The following is an 18,584-nucleotide window of genomic DNA, read 5'->3' as shown; positions in this document are numbered from 1 at the left end:
ATTCTAGTAATTTTTAAATGTTAGAATATTAATTTATTAAATTATATTAGTTCTAAATTTAGAAGCAATAATCATAGAATTAAGATTAAAGAATATCAAAAAACATCCAATAAAAAATGAAACATATAAAAATTATTAATATTTATTAATAAAGAATATAAAAAATATAATTGAAAAATAACAATAGTTAAGAAATTTAATAGAATATATTATAATATATTACAAAATTATTAAAATATATTATAAAATTATTAAAATATTATAAAATTAGATATACTATAATGTTATTAGAATAGACTATAAAATTGCTAGAATAGATATAAAATTATTATAGGTTTAATATAAGTATGTGATAAAATGATTAAAGCTAATTCTAAAATTATAAAAGATATTATACAAGCATTGGAGAATGTAAAAAATAATATTCCACTTACACATTGTATAACAAATTATGTTACAATTAATGATTGTGCAAATGCTGTTTTAGCTATTGGAGGATCACCTATGATGGCAGATGATCCTGAAGAAGTTGAAGAATTTGTTGAAATAGCAGATACATTAGTTATAAATATAGGAAAAATGAGTCAAAGCCAAATAGAAGCTATGATAATTGGAAGTAAGCATGGAATGGAAACTAATACTCCTGTTGTTTTAGATCCTGTGGCTGTAGGTGTAACTGAACTTAGAAATAATCTTGTTCTTAAATTGATTAATGAATCTAAAATAGGTGTTATTAGAGGAAACATGTCTGAAATAAAAGCTATAGCAAGATTAGTAGAATTAGATGAAATATTATCACTAAATAAAGCTAAGAGTAAGGGAGTAGATGTTTCAGAAGATGATGAAATAACAAAAGCAAATCTAAATGATAATGGAACAATTGTAAAAGCATTAGCAAAAAAATTAAATATTATTATTATAGCTAGTGGAGCTATAGACATAATTTCCAATGGAACTACTACTTATGCTTGTGAAAATGGAGACCCAATAATGCCAAAAATAACTGGAAGTGGATGTATGTTAACTTCGATTATTGGGGCATTTTGCGGTGTTAATGACCCTTTTATTGGAGGACTAGCAGGTACAACAATTATGGGAATAGCTGGTGAAATAGCAGGTCAGGAAGTTAAAAAAGAAAATTCTGGAACTGGAACTTTCAGATCAAAGTTAGTTGATTATTTGTATAAGATAGATGAACAAACAATTGAAGAAAAAATAAGATTATATAAATTAGAATAAAGCTATATGAATTAGAACAAAGCTTATATGAATTATATAAAACTATATAAAATAATATAAAACTATAAAATACTGAACTAAAAAATTTATAAAATATTTAGCTAGTTATAGGTGGAAAGAATGGATAAGCTCGAATATGCAAATAAGCCTAACTACTCATTGTATCTTGTTACAGACAGAAATAATAAAAAAGATGAAGAATTTTTAAAAATTGTCGAAGAAGGTATTTTAGGAGGAGTTACAATTGTTCAGTTGAGAGAAAAAGATACTCCTACTGGAAAATTTTATGATATAGCTTTAAAACTTAAAAATTTAACTTCCAGATATAATATTCCACTAATAATAAATGATAGAATAGATATTGCATTAGCTATAGATGCAGATGGAGTTCATATAGGCCAAAGTGATATGCCTGCAAATATAGCTAGAAAACTGGTTGGAGAAGATAAAATATTGGGAGTATCTGCAGCTACAATTTCAGATGCATTGACCGCTGAAAAGTATGGAGCAGATTATATTGGAAGTGGAGCTATATTTCCAACTGATACAAAAGAAGCAGAATGTATAGATATAAACTATCTTAAAGAGATTATAAATAAAGTTAATATTCCAGTAGTTGCCATTGGAGGATTAAACGAAAATAACATTAATTCCTTAAAAGAAACAAATATTAAAGGAATTTCTGTTGTTTCTGCTATTATGAATAGTATAGACCCTAAAAAATCAGCAACAATATTAAAAAAAGAATATGATTATTTATAATTAAAATAATAATTATTTTACTGATAAAATAACAATAATTTAATTTAAAATAATATATTTAAAACAATAATCATCTTATATTTAAAATGATAATTATATTGTATTTAAACTAGTAATTATTGTATTTATATATTAAAATAGTAATTATATTATATTTATCTATTTAAAATAGTAATTATTGTATTTATGTGTTAAAATAGTAATTATATTGTATTTAAATAGTTATTATCTTATATTTATATCTTATATCTAAAATAATAATTATAAAAATAATTAAAGAATAAATTTATTTTTTAGCAGAGTCTATTAATGCCTCAACAGCAACTAATTTTTTACCAGAAAGAAGATTTATGCAGGCACCTCCACCACTACTAATATGATCGACATCATTTTCAAACCCCATTGCTACAGTAGCGGCTGCAATATGACCTCCACCAATTATAGAAAAACCTTCAGAGCTAGCAATAGCATTTAAAATGTCTTCAGTCCCCATTGCAAACTTTGGCTCTTCAAATACTCCTGCAGGACCATTTGCAAAAATAGTTTTTGCACTTCTAATAATCTTTGCATAATCTTTAATCGATTCAATCCCTATATCAAAAATAGAGAAATTAGGGATCTTATCAACTGGAACATCTTCTCTTAAACCTTTTTTATTTTGAATAGCTACATCTTTAGGATATACAATCTTAGAGCCATATTTTTTAATGAGTTTTTTAGATTTTTTAACTAAATAACAGTAATCTCTATCCTTAATAAATTTTTTATTAACTTTACCAATATCATATCCTGCAGCAAAAAGTAAAATATTAGCCACTAGTCCTGATGTTAAAACATAATCAGCAGTTCCATTTTCTAAAACATTTTTCATAACATCAATTGAATCATCAGACTTCATCCCGCCCAAAATAAAAACACAAGGATGTTCAACATTATCAATAGCATTTTGGAGAACTTTCAATTCTTTTTCCATTACTCTACCTGCTGCAGAGGGTAAAACGGGTGCAAAACCAACTAATGAAGGTTGAGATCTATGTGCAGCTGCAAAAGCATCATTTACGAATATATCTATTATTGGAGCTAAATTTTGAGGAATTAAAGTTTGAGACTGTTCTTCAGGAGATTTGCTAATAGATTCTTCAGAAAAAAATCTAACATTCTCAAGAAGAAGAATTTCACTATTTTTTAAGTTTTTTATAGTCTCTTTTGCTTCATGAGAAAAGATTGAGTCAATATATTTAACATCAATATTTAAATTTTTTGAAAGGACATGACTATGCTGTTCAAGTGTTGTAAAATCCTTTTTACCAGGACGACTTTGGTGAGCTAAAACAACAACTTTAGCACCTTTATTAGAAAGTTCTTTTAGTGTTTCACTATGTAATTTCATCCGAGTGTCATCTAAGATAATTCCTGAGTTAGGATCAACTGGTGAATTAATATCTACTCTGACTAGAACAGTTTTTCCCTCAATATCAAAATCATCAATCGTATTAAATTTAATTGTCATTCTATTCCCCAGGTCATAAAAATTAAATAAATTTAAATCTTACTAACTAAATTTATTAATGCTTCTTTAGGATTATCTGCCAATATTATTCCTGAAGCTAGAAGAACTCCAGAGGCTCCTAAATCCAAAGCTGCATGCATATCATCACCAGTAGAAATTCCAGCCCCGCATAAGACCTCTGTTTTTTTATTAATTTTTTTTACTTTTGCTACTGTTCCTTCAACAATTTCAGGTTCAGCTTGAGACACAGGAATACCAGACCCAATAAGTTCTGGAGGTTCAACAGCAACAAATTCTGGATTAAGAGTAGCTGCTGCTACACTAGTTTCAATATTATTAGTACATACTACTGAAAAAACATCTCGTTCTTTAGATGATTTAATAACTTCATCAATATCAGATAATTTCATTCTTTTCTCAGAATGATTTAATAAAGTCCCTTTTATCCCTGATTCAATCATACAATCTATAAGATTGCTTCCAGTATGCCCTCCAGGATTTATAGGATCGATATGCTGAGCTAAAATAGGAATATCAGTTTCTTGAGTTATTCTAAATATATCTGTAGCTTGAGGAGCAGCTGCCATAGTTATACCTGATTCAATAGCTGCAGACTCAAGATCTTTAGCTAAATTAAGTGCATTTTCTCCACTAGATTCTAAATAAGTCTTAAAATTTAAAATAACAATTGGTGTTTTGATTTTATTTATTGTCAAAAAAATTCCTCACTTAATTAATTATTAAAATATGAATATAATATAAATAAAAATTATTAAAACGTAAATATCACATTATTTACTATTAATAATATATTTTAGATTATTTTTAGTATTTAATAACTTTTGTATTTAATATATTTTTTTAAATTAATTTAATAAAAGTATTTCGTATAAATATTATATATTAATTTAATTATATTAAATTTAACTATTTTATAAAATAAATAAGTAAAAGAAATTATTTGAAATAGTGCTTAAAATAAATCATAAAAAATTATCCTAAAGTGAAAAATCTAATGAAAATAATGAAATAGATTAAAAATAGAATTAAAAAGAATTAAAAATATATAAAAAAATTTACAATTATAAAAAAGTCTATATAAATATATAAAAATTTACAATTATAAAAAAAAGTCTATAAAAATACAAAAAAATATTAAATAAAAAATATTAGATCTTAAAATAGAAATAAAATATAAAAATACTTTGTAACAAAGTAGCTACAAAGTTTTAACTATTTTATTTAACCTTGCACATGTATTGGAATAGTTTTTACTTCCATATTTTTTAGTAACTAATGAAGATTCAAAGTTTAACCATTTACCATTAAGCCTTACTTGAACCCATCTATGGTTTGAAACATATGAGTTTACACCTTGAACAATTCTAACCTTATATTTATTTGCTTTTAATTGTTTAGCTGCCCACTCAGCTAACCCCCAACAATCTCCAACTTTTGACTTTACAACACCTGAAAAAGTTGAAGGGCCTCCATTTACATGATTAAGATGCCTATTCATATATTTTTGTAAAACTGTTAAACCTTTAACTCCAGATAATTCCCCTGCTAATGGTAACTTAGCAGATTTTTTAATTTTTTTATCATCATTATCAGATTCAGTACATTTTACATATTTCACAGAATTGAAAATATTTACATAAATAGGATCTACTTTATTAGTTTTTACAAATTTATTATATCTACTTATTGCATCAAGATAATCTTTTTTATAGATTGTTAATGCTTTAGATTTCCAATAATAACTATCGGGATTGGAACCATTGGCAGATTTATATTTGTTAATGGAACTTTTCATCACTTTATAGTCACTTTTAGACATTTTAGTAGATTTGACAACAACTTTAACAGTTTTTGTTGTATTTTTATTTAAATCTGAACTATTTGTCTTTTTAACGACTTCTGAAGCTGCAGATGCTTTTATTCCGTTATTATGTGTCTTTTCAGAATTGATTTGACTATCTACATTTACTCCAAAAGGAGTTGCACAGACCATTAAAGCTAATGTGAATATTGTAATAATTACAACTATAGGTCCATATTTTGAGTATCTACTAATTATACCGCCTCCGAGCTATATAATCCAACTCATTAGAAATAAAAAATCTCAATAATTTTAAAACAATCCTAAGATTATAATACACAATAATATCTAAGTTTGAATGATATTTTAATTAAATAATGTTTTTAACAATAATTTAATTAAATGATGTTTTTAATAATAAAAAAATTTATATAAGTTTATAGAGTATTTTAAAATTTCAAACTCATAACTTAGACTTAAAAACTTTAAACAACTAAAAATTTTAAACATTATTAGAACTATAATTTTAGATTTTGATAAATCAAGATTTTAATTACTAACTTTAAAATCATAAAGCCACATTTTTTATCATCTTTTATTTAAAAGACTATAGTATATAAATGTTTTGAAAATTTTTTAGAAAGAAAGCTTAAATAAAGCTTTTTTTTACATATAAAGGACAAATCATAGGGATTGAAATTTGGTTTCTAAACAATGAAAAGACTATGAATAAGTATTTTAATAAAATATGAAAAGGACCATACCATTCAGATTTCAAATAAATAAGGACAAATAGAAAGAATTTTAAGAAAAAAAGAAATAAAAAACATTATCAAAAAATAAGTTCATTTAACCTTTTATAGTTAAAAAAAAGATATTTAATCACTTGAAAAAAGTAAAAATTTAATTTAATTTTAATGGCTTGAAAAATTAAATAGTAGCTATAGAATGCTATATATACAGTATAAAAAGCTATAGCTATATGCTAAAAAATTATATATGGATCTAATTAAAAATATAATATTATTTTTCTATCTATTATTCTATCTATTATTCTTTTATTATTACGTTTTTATCAACAGTTTCTTCATTTATTATATTTTTATTTATAATTTCTTTATTTATTATGTTTTTATCTATTATTATTCTAAAAGAACAACTCGACTGATCTCTGAATCATTGGTAATTTCTCTTCCAGTGAGGTCAGCTATCTTTTGAGCAAAATCAATTACTTCATTAAATGTAGGCATGTTATCAAGTGTTAATCTATCTCTAGAATAACCAACACACATATATGCTTTGATTTCTATATAGTCAGGGTTTGCAAGATCAATTAATTTTGCATAATTTTCATGATCAAACATGTTTTTATGCTTTACACATGTAGTTCGTATACATGTTCTTGAATCAAAACTATTTAGTGTTTCAAGTGATTTATTTATATTTAACCAAGCATCATTTATTTGAGGAGTACAAAGATCAACATAAGTTTTTTTATCAGGTGCATCTAAGGAAAGATATAGTTGTGTTGGTTCATTTTGAAGATTAGCCAACTTTTCATAAATAACACCATTACTAACTAAAAATGTTGTAAAATCCTGTTTTTTAAATTCAGCAATAAGGTCATTAATATCTGGATAAAACATAGGTTCGCCAGCTAATGATATAGCTGCATTATTTGGTTTCTTAGATTCTTCTAATTTTTTTCTATCTGCTTTATCATTACCAAAAAAACCACAAAGAAGTTTATTTTGAGCATGAATAGCATCTTGAATAATGGTCTTAGGATCATCATAATCACCCACCCATTTTGTTTTTGTAAGTGAGAGATCCCTCCAACAAAAAGAACACTTTTGATGGCAAAAAGGCACTGCAGGAGACATTTGAAGACATCTATGACTTTCAATACCATAAAATTTTTCTTTATAACAAAATCCTTCATTCAGAATACTTTTTTTAGTCCAATGACAAATTTTAACAGCAGAATGTCCCTTACTACCAAGAAAACGATACCCACTATATTCCAATTTTTTTTGATCTTCCAATGATAATGAAACATTTTTTTCTTGATTAATTAATGAATTTGACATAAATTATCCTTTGATTATATCCTTTAACTATAGTTTAACTATCTTTAAACTATCTTTTAACTATTTTTAAATTATCAATTGATTATAAAAACTATTCAACAAGAGAATTTCTAATTTCAACAGCTTTTTTAGCTGCTTTTTCCATTGATATTTCAAAAGGTATTCCTGCTTCTTCTAATATTTTTTGACCTTCTTCTTCATTAGTCCCAGTAAGACGTATTACAATATTTATTTTCCTTTTTGAAGAATCTAAAGCTTTAATAACACCTTTAGCCACATCATCAGCCCTTGTTATTCCTCCAAGTACATTTAAAAAAACTACTTTTACAGGAGAATAATTTAAAACAAGATTTAATGCTTTTTTAATAGTATTTTCAGATGCACCACCACCAATATCTAAAAAAGTAGCAGGATTTCCCCCATTAAGTTTTATCATGTCCATGCCAGTAAGAGTAAGACCTGCACCATTTCCAATAACAGCAATATCTCCTTCAAGTTTTACAAAAGCAAATTCCTTAGGTTTAAATGAATTAGCCTCAGCTAATTCTGTATGGCGGAAAAGAGAATCATTTTCAATTTCAAGCTTTGCATCAGCAGCAATCAAGCCATCATTTGTAAGTATAAGAGGATTAATTTCAGCTACCTGTGCATCATATTTATCAAATACATTGTATAACTTCCAAATGATACCTCCAACAGAAGAGATTAGATCGGAGCTAACACCCATTTTACGAGCAATTTCTCTTGCTTCATAAGGTAAAAACTCTTCTAAAGGATTAACATGATATTTAATGATTTTTTCAGGATTATCAATAGCTAATTGTTCAATTTCAACTCCACCTTCTATACTAGCCATAATAATAGGTTTTTTAGAAGACCTATCAATAGAAACAGTTAAAAAAAACTCTTCTTTAATTTCTGCTTTTTTTTCAACCAATAGATGCTTTACTTTTTCACCTTTAATTTCCATATCTAACAAATTTCCAGCTATTTCAAAAGCTTCACCAGGATCATCAGCAAATTTAATTCCACCCGCTTTTCCCCTACCACCAATCAAAACTTGTGATTTTAAAGCTACAGAACCACCCATCTCACTAGCAATTTCCATCGCTTCTTCAGGAGAATAAGCTACATGTCCTTCTAAAATACTAATTCCATTTTTTTTAAATAATTTTTTTGCAGCATGTTCAAAAAATTTCATATTTATAACACCCAAAACACTAAACTAGCATAATAATTCTAAAACTAATTTAATCAATATTCAACTACCATCCATTGCATATCCAGCTTCGAAAGCTTGTATATTTTTTTTCTCAGTTCCAGGAGGAACACTTTGTAAAATAGCTTCTTTAGCAGCATCATGAGAAATAACATTCGTAATTTTTGAAATAGCCCCTACCATAACAATATTAGCTACTATTTTAAGACCAACATCATTCATAGCAGTTTTAGTAACTCTTGCATAATATAAATTAATATTATGATCTCTTACAAAATCTCCTATTTCCGATTCATCAATCATATCAGGATCAATTATAAGAGTTCCCCCATCTTTTAAATCCCAAATATATGCCAATAATGCTTCATGAGACATTGCAACTAATATATCAGGACTTATTACTTTAGGATAGTGAATTTCATCATCAGAAAGTACAACTTCTGTTTTTGAAGCTCCTCCTCTCGCTTCAGGACCATATGATTGAGTTTGAACCGCATTAATACCATCAAATAGAGAAGCAGCTTTTCCAACAATTATCCCTGCTAAAATAACACCTTGTCCTCCAAAGCCCGCTATTCTAATTTCTTTTCGCATAAAAATACCTCTTATAAAATTAAATCTTATATAATTATTGATTATTATGTTAATTATAATATTAATTATCATGATAACTATTATACTAATTATTAACTAATTATTATATTAATTATTATTTAATCATCAAAATTATCAAGATAGGCTGATTTAATAGCTAAACTCCGACCACATTGTTCAACAGATAAATCACAAACATTTTCAGTAAGTTCTTTTCTAGGATTATTAACAAATTCTCCAACAATAAGTTTTCCTGCTAATTCTTCATCACTCATTTTATTTGCTTTCCGTATATTAACACTATTTTCTTTAAAAGCATTGATCATATCAACTGGAGACCTTAATTTATTTTTTCTACCATAATAAGTAGGACATTGAGAAATTACCTCAACAAATGAGAAACCTGGATTTAATAGAGCTTTTTTGATTGAATTTGAAAGTTGTAATGGATGAGCTGTAGTCCATCTTGAAACAAAACTTGCACCAGCAGCAGCTACAAGTTCAGCTAAGTTAAATGGTTTGTCCCTAGAACCATAAGGAGCAGTTGTTCCAAAACTACCTTCAGGAGAAGTTGGACTAATTTGTCCACCAGTCATACCATAAATATTATTATTAACACAAATAACAGTTATATTTATATTTTTCCTAGCACCATGAATAAGATGATTTCCACCAATAGAAGCAGCATCACCATCACCAGTAAATACAACAACATTTAAATCAGGATTACCCACTTTTAAACCACTAGCAAAAGTAATTGCCCTTCCATGAGTAGTATGAAGAGAATCACACTTAACATAACCAGGAATACGAGAAGAACAACCAATCCCAGAAACTAAACTAAGAGTATCGAAATCTATCTCTGCAGATTCCATTCCTTTAAAAAATGTATTTAAAGCTATCCCATTTCCACAGCCTGCACAAAATATATTAGGAAGACGGTCTTTTCTAAGATATTTCATAAATGGATTTTCATTATTTTTACTATTATTATCTTGTTTTTTAAGATTATTCTTATTATTTGATTCATTATTCACCATAATACCTCCTCCTAACTAATTTTTTTAATTTCCGATAAAATTTCATTAGGTTTATGAAGTTCTCCACCAATTTTTGGAATAAGGTGAACATCAGGTCGTTCATCAGCCAAACCAGCTACCCTTTCAACTTCATGGACAATTTGACCTAAATTCATTTCAACAACAATCAAATTTTTAGCTGTTTCAGCTGCTTTCAATATTTGATTTTCTGGGAAAGGCCAAGGAGTATCAATTTTAATTGAACCAACTTTCAAACCTTCCTCCCTTGCATTCTGAACAGCAGTGAAAACTGATCTTACAGGAGCACCATAAGAAATAACTATAGTGTCAGCATCATCACAAAAAGACTCATGAACAGATACAATTTTTTCACGATTATTCAATATTTTATTACATAATCTAGAAACTAACTTTGTATGAGCTATTGGATCAGAAGAATCAGGATACCCTCTTTCATCATGAGTTAAACCAGTAACTGGAATATTATATCCTTCACCAAAAGGAGCCATTGGAGGAATTTCATTATCACCAGCTTTAAAAGGAAGATAAGGATTAGAAATATCAAATTGTTCTGGTTTCTCTTTCGGCATAACTCTTTTTTTTATCTCAACTTTATCAGGAATATTTATTTTTTCCCTCATATGCCCAATTACTTCATCAGCAGCAATAATAACAGGAACCCTATATTCTTCAGCTAAATTAAAAGCTTTTATAGTAAAATCAAAAAATTCTTGAACAGAAGATGGAGAAATAGCTATTGGTTCATAATCCCCATGAGAACCCCATCTTAATTGCATCATATCTCCTTGAGATGCCATTGTTGGTTGACCAGTAGAAGGACCTCCTCTTTGAACATCTACAATAACTAAAGGAGTTTCAGTAATATGAGCATAACCTATATTTTCTTGCATAAGAGAAAAACCTGGTCCAGAAGTAGAAGTCATAGCTTTTAAACCACTCCAACTAGCACCAATAACCGCCCCAATAGCAGCAATTTCATCTTCCATTTGAAGAAAAGATCCACCATATCTTGGAAGAAATGCGGCTAAGTCTTCAGCTACCTCAGTAGAAGGAGTAATAGGATATCCTGCAAAGAATCTACAACCTGCTTTAATTGCGCCATGAGCGCAAGCTTCATTTCCTTGAACAAATAATTCTTCAGTCATTTTAAAACCTCATATCTCCCTATTTATCATCACTAATATTTTCATCATGATCATCTTTATTATCATCTTTACCATGATCATCTTCATCTTCTACAGTTATAGCTTGATCAGGACACATTAATTCACATAAGTGACATTTATTACATTTTTCTTCATTTTCAGGAAATGGTAAATAAACACCTTTCTTATTTTCCTTAGATGATTTTTGATAAACATGTTTAGGACACGATTCAATACAAAGATCACATCCTTTACATAATTCAGAGTCTATTTTAATCATGAAAATCTCCTATAAGATAATTTTTAATATAATAATTTTATTAAATCTAAAAAAGTTATATGCAAACATCCAACTATTTGTATCAATTTAAATCTCTATATATATCTAATATTAACAAATATTACTTATTAATATCTTGTTGATATCTTAGTTAAACTTACATTATTATATAATATTTTTATTATGATATATAGATTATTCATGATAATTAATAAAATTATTCATTACAAAAAAAACAATGCAAAAATGAAAAAACAAAAGAATAAAAATAAAAATAAGACGAAAAATAAAATAAAGAATAAAAACAATGGATAAAAATAAAAATAAAGCAAAAAAATAATTAAAGCAAAAAATAATGAAAAATAATGAAAAATAATTAAGAATAATTAAGAATAATTAAATAATGAAAAATAATTAAGAATAATTAAAAATAATTAAAAATTTACAATAAAAATTATATTTAATTATTTCATAGCTTTTAAACGAACTTCAGGTTCTAAAGCTCTTGGTTCAGCTGCAACAATAGCTGCACCTTTAGCTACAACAGTCATTGGATCCTCAGAAATAGATACTGGAATTGATAATTCATCACAGATTCTTTCTTTAAGACCTTTTAACTGAGAACTTCCACCAACAGCAACGCTATTATGATAAACACCAGTTATTAACTCTGGAGAAAGTCTTTCTAATACTAAATTTAACCCATTAATAATTTCCTGCATTATTGGTTCAGCAGCATCAGCTACGAGTAAAGAATCAATCACAACTTTTTTAGGTCTGTTAGTTTCAATAGATTTACCGATGATTTCAGTAGTTTGAACTTCTAAATCTTCACTACAATGGAACATACCCACTTTAATTTTCGCAGCTTCAGCATCATGTATACCAATTCCAACATTATATTTCTCTTTAACAAGATCTACAATATTATTATCAATATCATCTCCACCAACTCTAACAGTTTCAATATCAGTTATTCCACCAAGAGAAATAACAACTAAGTCAGTAGAACCTGCACCAATATCAACAACCATAGTTCCATCAGGTTCTGCAATAGGTAATCCAGCCCCAATAGCAGCAGCTAATCCTTCACTAATAACTAAAATATAATTTGCACCAGCATCTCTACCAATTTTTTCAACAGCTCCTCTTTCTACCTCAGAAGAATCTCCAGGAATACCAATAACAATTCTACCGACAGATTCACCTTCTTTAATGCCTATTTCCATAGCTTTGACAAGTAATGCTTGAGCTTGAGCAATACTCTCAATAACACCTTTTCTTAAAGGTCTAAGTGCCACAATATCTTCAGGAGTTCTTCCAAGCATTAATTTAGCCTCTTCACCAACAGCTAAAACAGAAGAAGTGTCTTCTTTTTTAACAGCTACAACTGAAGGAATTTGATACAAATCGAATTTATCCCCAGATGGTTTTGCAATTACAGTATTTAAAGTACCTAAATCAATCCCTAAGCTATTAGTAATTCCTTTTTTAGGTTCTATTTTTTTATTATTATCATTACTTCCAAATAGTTTCATACTAATTCCTCTTATATTAATTCCTCTTATTAATAATAATTTAATTATTATTTAATTAATTTATTGATTAACAATAATGAATTATAATTAACAATGAATTAAATATATAAATACATAAAAATTTTATTTATTTTAGAATATTTTTATTTTAGAATATTATTTTAAAAATATTATTTCAAAATTATTATTTCAAAATTTTATTATTTTAAAATTTTATTTATTCTCAACAATATCTTTGAAATCAATTAAAAATACATTATTCTTATCAGCAATTTTTCTAATTTTCCCAATATCTTCTTCATTTTCAATTGATATAAGAATCGTTGATAAAACAACATCACTCATATTAAATAATGGAGCTAACATAGTCTGTAAAAAATTAGGGAGGTTAATTCTTAGATGTAAATCAGTTTCAATAAATCCAGTAGTTTGATCTTCTAATAATATAGAAAATTGAGAATTATTTCTTTCTGCATCCCCTACAAGTTTTTTAAGAGCATCATCTGGAGCCACAAGTAAAGTTAAATTAGGTTCATTGCCTACATAAAAAGGAGCAATTTGAATATAAGCCCCTCCATTCTCTTTACAGACATAGCTAAGTTCACGTATTTTATCAGAGTCTCCATATAACATGATAAAATCAAATTTTTTATGAACATAAGATTCTTCCAAAGTAATATGTTCTCTGAAGAGTATCTTAACACGATCTTTAGAAGCTATAGCTGTGTAAGCAATGTTATTAACTAGTTCTTCATTTCCAGCAGCAACACACCATAATTTGTCTGAACTTTGTTCATTAGAAACTTTAGCAGCTTTTCTTAGAACTTGTATTTTATCTTCTATCATATGTTCACTTCCTGTGTACAATACACTCTAAAGAGATGTGAATTTAACCATTCTTTAAATTAAAAATTATAGATAATTATTAAGATAAAAGAATAATTAAAAATATTGTAAAACAATTTTATAATGGAAACTTAAATTTAAAATCTTTTTTACTCCAAAATATTAAAAATCAAATGAAATTTTTTTAAAAATTATGTACTTACCATGTAACATAATAAGATTTATTCTATTAATATTTAAATTTATTCTTTTATAATCTTCATATATTTTTCATTGGTAATATATAAATTAACTTATATAAATTAAGTTAAATTTAAAAATAAAATTTATAAAAATAAGTAAAATAATTTAATTTATGTTTAAAAACTATATAATTGAAAAATATTTTTTAAACAAATTCAACTAGCTTTTAACTAGCTTTTAACTAGCTTTTAATTAAGTTTTAACTAAGTTTTAACTAACTTTTAACTAACTTTTAATTATTTTTGAATATTTTCATTAATATCTTCCTGAATATCTTCAATAAACATTAAAGGATAGTTTAACTCTTCAATAAACTTCATCCTTATAATTGCTAAAGTTTTATTGACTTTTGAGTAAATTTTAACATCTATCATATCTCCAGTTAGAGAAGTGTATTCAAATTCAGATATTTCTCTTTCTAAAATATCTAAGTTAATATCTACTTCAACTTTTTCAATAGCTGGTTGAAGAGAAAGTGATTTCTCAATAGCAAGTTCTAAACTATTTACAGTCTCCTTATTTACAGGAGTGCCAATAAACTGGTGAAAAAGAGCACCCATACTAATTGCTCCTTCAAATATTGCTCTTTCTCTAAAAGTAATATTAGAAAAAAATTCTTTTTCAACATTCAACATAAAAAATTCACCATAAATAAAATTTCAATTTTCAAATCAAGTACTAAAGTCTCCGTTTAACCAATTAATTTTAGAAGCTATTATATCGGGGTCAAACGGGACAAAATATGCAAAGAATAAAGCTCCAGATATAATTAATACCGCAATTAAAATATACAATCTATCCTCTTTAATTGGATAAAAGTATGAAAGAATTAAACCTAAACCTAAAAATAATAAGCAGATTATTAAAGCATTTTGAGTATTAGGATTTTCTTTTGTAATTGTCTCATTTAATGGACCCAAACTACTCATATCAGCAGTAATTATCAATCTATTTGTTGTAAACCCTGGAGGATCGCAGGTGATTAAATATAATCTTTGAGTATCATTATGAACTGGCAATAAATAGCTAGCTGGAACTATAGTTGAGTTTTTAACTGTGTAATTAACCTGACCTATTCCAGGCCATTCCAAAGTAACTATATCTCCTGTTTTAAGCTCATTTAATCGCAAGAAAGGAGAACTATAACTTGTCCTATGACCAAATAGGATAACATCTCCCTTTGTAGGAAGCTTGGAAACTTCTTCATGATAAACACCCTGAGAAATAGAAACATTATTAACTTTCTCATTTACCCCTATAGAGGGAATCAAAACCACAGGGGATGAAAGGTCTTTCTCAATTGACAACTTTGATGAGTAGTATGAAACTTCTAGTAAAGCATACATACCCACTACTAAAAGACCTATAATAACCACAACTGTTGCAATTTTTACCAAAATATCACCAAAATATTAAACAATGACTATAATTAATATACTATCACTAATATAAATAAATTTAACTATATATAACATTTTACTGCTTAAGATTAAAATAATCAAACATGATAACAAGCACAAATAATTATAAACCTCATTATTAAATAAATATATTAGATAAAACTCTTATTAATATATTTATAATAATTTAAGTCATTATATAAGTTATGATTATAAAATAAGTTAAAATTATCCATTAAAATTTAATAGTATATAATCTATATAAAATTATATAATTCTATATTAAATACTATACTAATTATATGTTATATATATATTATATTTATACTATAAAATTATATTTATTTTAATAATAATATACAGCTAAATATTACGAATATTATACTTATGAATATTATGCTTAATATTAATACTTAATACTAATACTCAATATTAATACTCAATGCTAATACTTAATGCTAATACTTAATAATAATACTTAATAATAAATAGTTTACCTATCAATTATTAAATTAATCAACTTAATTAGATTAATCAACTCAATCATACTAATAAATCAATCATATTATTATATTTATTAAATTAGTAGTTAGTAAATTAATATTAAGTAAATTAATATTAGATTATTTATAATTATTTATAGATTTAACTAAAATATGCTTGTTTTAACTCATTTATCATCCAATTAGGAGCATTTGAAGTAGGTATAGTTAAAATTATATTATCCATATTATTTATAACATGAGACACGTCTTCTCTTGGAACCTCTATTAATAATAAATATTGAACATCAATTTCACCTAAACTAGACTTTCTCTCATAATCAGAGAGTCTTAGGCCATATTTATTTAAAATAGAAGCAAAATGTTCCTCATTATAGCCTCCAGAAATTGATCCTCTAATCATTTCTTCAACATCAGTTGAAAATGAGTTGCTGTTTTCGATTTGATTTGTATTATTCCCATTAATCAAAGTTCTAGATTTAATATAGTTAGCATCTATAACACCACTATCTTTTGACCTCATAATAGCAAGAACTGTAGAACCACTAATGTCTGGAGAATTGTCTATTAAATTAGAATTTTTATTAGTAGTTGTTAAATCAGTATTTTGATTATTATTCTCATTATTAGAATCATTAGTAGAAATATTAGATCCTTCTGTAGAATCATCTTCATTTGACTGAATTTGATAGCTACTATTAGATAAAGTGTAAATATCAACAACAGAACCTATTGATATTAACCCCGCTCCTGCCTGTAATCTATCAATCAAAATAGGAACTGCAACAGTATCTGGCTTCTCAAATGCAATATTAGACAATACAATAGCATCATTTTCACTTATAAATAAACTAGCATCATTTACATCCATTATAACATTTTTAGGATTACCATTATTACTAGAACTCATACTGAAATCTTTACTATAATCTTTAATAGAATCAGAATTTTCTTCACTGCCCCCAATAGAAATACCTTGCTCATTTGTATCATAATTTAGCATAACTCTACCAAAAACATCTTTAGTTTTATTTAGCTGTTTACTATGATATTCTCTCCACGAACTAGTAGCAGGTCTTAAAACATCAATAGCATTTACCTCTTCAGGAGATTTAGCTAATTCAATTTCTGAAGTAAGTGCTAAAACGTTGTTATCAAGAGAAAGAGGTCCTTTAAAAAGAGAATTTAATTCATTTAACTTATTAGTCTTAGCTGCAGCCAAATCATTTTGATAAGGTTGATAAAATAAAAAATAGTAAGAAGAAAATAATACAACAATAATTATTAAACCAAAAATAGCTGCACCAATGATTGTTTTTGATTCATTATTATCTTCATTAATACTCCTAATATTATTATTATCAATATTATTATTACTAATATTATTACCAATATTGTTACCAATATTACTACTAACGTCATTATCTACATTATCAATATTATCCTTGTTATTAGTATTATTACTATTATTTAAATTATTAATACTTTTATTGAATAAACTTTTAATACTTTTAATAGGATTTTTATTTTGTTTTATATTTTTAATATTTTTTTCTGACTTAAATCTTCTGGATTCAATTCTCTCTGATTTATTTCTTTTTGACTTAATTTTTCCTAGTTTGTTTCTTCCTAATTTAGTTTTTCCTGATTCAATCCTTTCAAGTTTAATTTTATTAATATTTTCAACTTCATCTAAATAATTATGATTAAATTTATCAGAGCTAATTTTATTATTGTTAGCTTTATCAGGATTATTATAACTATTTGGATTATTAAAACTATAACTGCGATTATTTATGAAATTTTTTCTGATATTTTTAATATTTTGTATAGTATCAATATTTTTTTTATCATGGCCCTGTTTATTATTAGATTTATCAGATCCATTATATTTGTAATTATCATTAGATTTACCATATTTATTATTATTAACCCCTTTCTTTAATTTATTTTTTAAAAAATTTCTATTTTTAAAATCATGTTCTAAATTATTAATAAATTTTAATGATCTTAATTTATCCATTGAAGTCGAATTAAATGATTTTAATCTATTAAATAATTTCAATTTACTGAATAATTTCGATTTATTGAATAAGTTTAATTTATCAATATCAAATTTAGAATTATTTTTTTCACCATCATCTTCCAAATTACCAAACCTCTACTGAAAAATAGAATGTTATCATAGAGGAAAGAAGCTAGAAAGAATATAAATGCCTTGTTCATTCGTATATTTAAGATATTCTTTGTATTAACCAAAAATACCTAAGCACCGAAAATCTAATGCTAAAAAATCTAAGCACTAAAATTACCTAAACACCAAAATACTTAA

General features: G+C 26.2%; 16 protein-coding genes. 2 read left to right on the top strand and 14 right to left on the bottom strand.

What is annotated here, in order from left to right:
* The first annotated feature begins 357 nt into the window (after positions 1-357).
* Complete coding sequence (gene thiM, locus MBBAR_RS08965) at positions 358-1,239, top strand: hydroxyethylthiazole kinase (protein WP_080461015.1); 882 nt, start codon at positions 358-360, stop codon at positions 1,237-1,239.
* Between the two features lie 120 nt (positions 1,240-1,359).
* Entirely contained in the window at positions 1,360-2,001 is a 642-nt protein-coding gene (gene thiE, locus MBBAR_RS08960) for a thiamine phosphate synthase (RefSeq protein WP_080461014.1), read from the top strand.
* 286 nt (positions 2,002-2,287) lie between these two features.
* Here the strand turns inward: thiE and MBBAR_RS08955 are convergent, their stop codons facing one another.
* The 14 genes from MBBAR_RS08955 to MBBAR_RS08890 form a co-directional block, all read right to left on the bottom strand.
* On the bottom strand, positions 2,288-3,511 hold the full coding sequence (locus tag MBBAR_RS08955; RefSeq protein WP_080461013.1) for a phosphoglycerate kinase: 1,224 nt from the start codon (positions 3,509-3,511) through the stop codon (positions 2,288-2,290).
* Between the two features lie 32 nt (positions 3,512-3,543).
* A complete protein-coding gene (gene tpiA / locus MBBAR_RS08950) occupies positions 3,544-4,212 on the bottom strand; it encodes a triose-phosphate isomerase (RefSeq protein ID WP_080461031.1) in 669 nt (222 codons plus the stop codon).
* Between the two features lie 518 nt (positions 4,213-4,730).
* A complete protein-coding gene (locus MBBAR_RS08945; RefSeq protein WP_080461012.1) occupies positions 4,731-5,525 on the bottom strand; it encodes a transglutaminase domain-containing protein in 795 nt (264 codons plus the stop codon).
* A gap of 950 nt (positions 5,526-6,475) precedes the next feature.
* Positions 6,476-7,423: a 4-demethylwyosine synthase TYW1 gene (twy1, locus tag MBBAR_RS08940; protein WP_080461011.1), complete on the bottom strand. Its 948-nt coding sequence runs from the start codon at positions 7,421-7,423 to the stop codon at positions 6,476-6,478.
* A 91-nt stretch (positions 7,424-7,514) separates the two neighbouring features.
* Positions 7,515-8,624, bottom strand: a complete 1,110-nt coding sequence (gene sucC, locus MBBAR_RS08935; RefSeq protein ID WP_080461010.1) for an ADP-forming succinate--CoA ligase subunit beta — start codon at positions 8,622-8,624, stop codon at positions 7,515-7,517.
* Positions 8,625-8,684: 60 nt separating this feature from the next.
* Complete coding sequence (locus tag MBBAR_RS08930) at positions 8,685-9,236, bottom strand: 2-oxoacid:ferredoxin oxidoreductase subunit gamma (RefSeq protein WP_080461009.1); 552 nt, start codon at positions 9,234-9,236, stop codon at positions 8,685-8,687.
* 119 nt (positions 9,237-9,355) lie between these two features.
* The gene (locus MBBAR_RS08925) at positions 9,356-10,198 is read right to left on the bottom strand and encodes a 2-oxoacid:ferredoxin oxidoreductase subunit beta (RefSeq protein ID WP_249025060.1); all 843 of its coding nucleotides are present in this window, start codon (positions 10,196-10,198) and stop codon (positions 9,356-9,358) included.
* Between the two features lie 89 nt (positions 10,199-10,287).
* Positions 10,288-11,442, bottom strand: coding sequence for a 2-oxoacid:acceptor oxidoreductase subunit alpha (locus MBBAR_RS08920; protein ID WP_080461007.1), 1,155 nt, complete (start codon positions 11,440-11,442; stop codon positions 10,288-10,290).
* 19 nt (positions 11,443-11,461) lie between these two features.
* Complete coding sequence (locus tag MBBAR_RS08915; protein ID WP_080461006.1) at positions 11,462-11,722, bottom strand: 4Fe-4S dicluster domain-containing protein; 261 nt, start codon at positions 11,720-11,722, stop codon at positions 11,462-11,464.
* Between the two features lie 464 nt (positions 11,723-12,186).
* Positions 12,187-13,260 carry a rod shape-determining protein gene (locus tag MBBAR_RS08910; protein ID WP_080461005.1) on the bottom strand — a complete coding sequence of 358 codons (1,074 nt, stop codon included), beginning with the start codon at positions 13,258-13,260 and terminating at the stop codon, positions 12,187-12,189.
* A gap of 213 nt (positions 13,261-13,473) precedes the next feature.
* The gene (locus MBBAR_RS08905) at positions 13,474-14,106 is read right to left on the bottom strand and encodes a hypothetical protein (RefSeq protein WP_080461004.1); all 633 of its coding nucleotides are present in this window, start codon (positions 14,104-14,106) and stop codon (positions 13,474-13,476) included.
* Between the two features lie 479 nt (positions 14,107-14,585).
* On the bottom strand, positions 14,586-14,981 hold the full coding sequence (locus MBBAR_RS08900) for a dihydroneopterin aldolase family protein (protein ID WP_080461030.1): 396 nt from the start codon (positions 14,979-14,981) through the stop codon (positions 14,586-14,588).
* A 39-nt stretch (positions 14,982-15,020) separates the two neighbouring features.
* On the bottom strand, positions 15,021-15,695 hold the full coding sequence (locus MBBAR_RS08895; protein ID WP_080461029.1) for a class E sortase: 675 nt from the start codon (positions 15,693-15,695) through the stop codon (positions 15,021-15,023).
* A 699-nt stretch (positions 15,696-16,394) separates the two neighbouring features.
* Positions 16,395-18,401: a DUF515 domain-containing protein gene (locus MBBAR_RS08890; RefSeq protein WP_080461003.1), complete on the bottom strand. Its 2,007-nt coding sequence runs from the start codon at positions 18,399-18,401 to the stop codon at positions 16,395-16,397.
* Positions 18,402-18,584 lie beyond the last annotated feature (183 nt).

This window comes from Methanobrevibacter arboriphilus JCM 13429 = DSM 1125, assembly GCF_002072215.1.
Classification (GTDB): domain Archaea; phylum Methanobacteriota; class Methanobacteria; order Methanobacteriales; family Methanobacteriaceae; genus Methanobinarius; species Methanobinarius arboriphilicus.
Note: the sequence above shows the minus strand (reverse complement) of the source record. Positions and strands in the feature narration are given on the sequence as shown.